This window comes from Phenylobacterium sp. (assembly GCF_036263695.1).
Taxonomy (GTDB): Bacteria; Pseudomonadota; Alphaproteobacteria; order Caulobacterales; family Caulobacteraceae; genus Phenylobacterium.
Window position 1 is genome coordinate 1 of the sequence record NZ_DATAGM010000436.1, and the last position, 2321, is coordinate 2321.

Annotated in this window: 1 protein-coding gene; it reads left to right on the forward strand. The window is 73.3% G+C overall.

All coding sequences use genetic code 11. The features are described 5' to 3' along the window. Positions 1–175 precede the first annotated feature (175 nt). The coding region (locus tag VHK87_RS17635; protein ID WP_329636201.1) for an ATP-binding protein at positions 176–2321 on the forward strand (2146 nt) is incomplete at its 3' end.

A 2321-nucleotide genomic window follows, 5' to 3' on the forward strand; every position in this document is an offset into this window, starting at 1 on the left:
GTCGCTGCAGGATGCGCGGAACCGGTGCCGGCTCACCCGCCGGCGCGCATCGCACGAGTATGCCGGTTCCCATAACAGCCATTACCGGCGCCATCACGCGCGTGGAGAGCGAGGCGGGTGGGAATCGGGCACACTATGCCCATCACCGGTCTGTTTCCGTGGCAGGAGCTCGTCGATGGAACCGGCAGGGCGTGGCGGCGACGCGATGGGGGCGCCCGGGCGGCTCCCGCTGCCCCTCACCTCCCTCCACGGTCGCGACGCGGCAATTGCTGACGTGGCCGCGTTGCTGCGCCGCCGCGAGGTCCGGCTCCTGACGCTCACCGGACCCGGCGGCGTCGGCAAGACCCGCTTGGCGATTGCAGCGGCGAACGAGCTTGCCGGTGCGGTCCCGGACCACCTCGCGTTCGTCGCGCTGGCCTCCGTCCGCGATCCCTCCCTCGTTGCCCCGACGATCGCCCAAGCACTGGGCGTGGCCGAATCCGGGGACGGGTCGCCATCGGCGCGATTGAGGCGGGGCATCGGTGACGCCGCGCTGCTCCTCGTGCTCGACAACTTCGAGCACGTCCTCGACGCCGCCCCGTTGGTGGCGGAGGTGCTGATGGCCTGCCCCCGACTGACGGTCCTGGCAACGAGCCGCGCCGCGCTGCGCGTCTCCGGCGAACGCGAGTACCCGGTGCCGCCGCTCCCGCTCCCCGACCCCGGTGCGGTGGAGCCGGGGCGGGTGGCAAAGGCGCCGGCAGTGCGCCTCTTCATGGAGCGCGCCGTGGCGGTCGACCCGGCTTTCGCGCTGACCGCGGAGACTGCCGCGGCGGTGGCCGCGATCTGCGCCCGGCTCGACGGCCTGCCGCTGGCAATTGAACTCGCCGCGGCGCGCAGCAAGCTGCTGCCGCCAGCGCTCCTCCTGGCGCGCCTGGCGCGGCGGTTGCCGCTCCTGGTCGGCGGACCCCGTGACGTTCCGGCGCGCCTGCAGACTATGCGTGCGGCCATCGCCTGGAGCCATGAGCTCCTAACCCCGGAGGAGCAGTCGGTGTTCCGGCGCCTCGCCGTCTTCGCCGGCGGGTTCACCCTGGAGGCCGCCGAGGCGGTCTGTCGGTCCTCGGCAGCACACCTTCCGTCGGGCACCGCCCCGTCCGTGCTGGAGACGATCGGGTCGCTCCTCAACGAGAGCCTGCTCATGCGGACCGACGCCATGGCTGAAGCCCGCTTCAGCATGCTCGAGACGATCCACGAGTTCGCGCTGGAGCAACTCGACGCGGCGGGCGACGCGGACCAGGCCCACGCTGCACACGCCGCCTACTTCGCCGCGCTCGAGGAGTGGCTCGACCCAAACCAGCTTACTCCCGACGAACGGTTCGACGACCGCCTCTGGGGCCTTGAAGCTGAGCTCGCCAATTTCCGGGCCGCCCTCACGTACCTGGGCGGCACCAACGACGCCGACGGGCTGCTCCGGTTGGCGGGCGGCCTAGCCGTGTTCTGGCACCACCGGGGCAACCTCGCCGAGGGGCGGCGATGGCTGGAACAGGCGCTGGACGAGGCCGCGGAGACCGTCACGGCCGACCGCGCCCGGGCTTTGGCCGGGCTCAGTCTCATCCGCTGGTCCCAGGGCGACCTCGAGGGGGCCGGTGCGCCCGCCGAAGCAGCACTCACGATCGCCCGCGCGCTCGAGCACCCCGAACTCACCGCCCTCTCGCTCCACCTGCTGGCCTTGGTCGCGCGCTCCCAGGCGGAGTGGGACCGCGCCGCGGTGCTCATGGCGGAGGCGCTCACCCTGTGGCGGGCGCTCGGGTTGCGATCAGACGAGGCGATGGCGCTGGGCGTGCTAGCGGGCATCGCGTACGAAACGGGCGCCACCGCAGCGAGTACCCATTGGGCCGAGGAGGCGTTGACGATCTTTCGGGCAGTCGGACACCCCTCCGGCACCGCCTCGGTGCTCGGGCTCATCGCCCGGCTCGCCGGCGACCGGGGCGACGACCGGGCGGCGGCCCACGCCTTCCACGCGGGGCTCCGGTTGTGGGAGCAGACCGACAGGCGGTGGGCGGTGGCCAGCGGCCACGGCGCGGGTGGCGAACCAGCTGGCTTCCCGCGCTGGGCCGGCATCGATGACCGCCGCTTCCTCGTCCAGGCCCTGAGCGGGCTGGCTGGCATCGCGGCGACCCATGCCCAATGGGCGCGGGCGGCGCACCTGCTCGGTGCCGTCGACCGCCGCTGGCCCGCGGTGGCCAGGGCCATTCTCCCAAGCGTTCGCACCAGGCACGAGGCCACCACGGCGGAGGTGCGGGCGGCCCTCGGCGAGCGGGCGTTTGCGGCGGCGTATGCGGCCG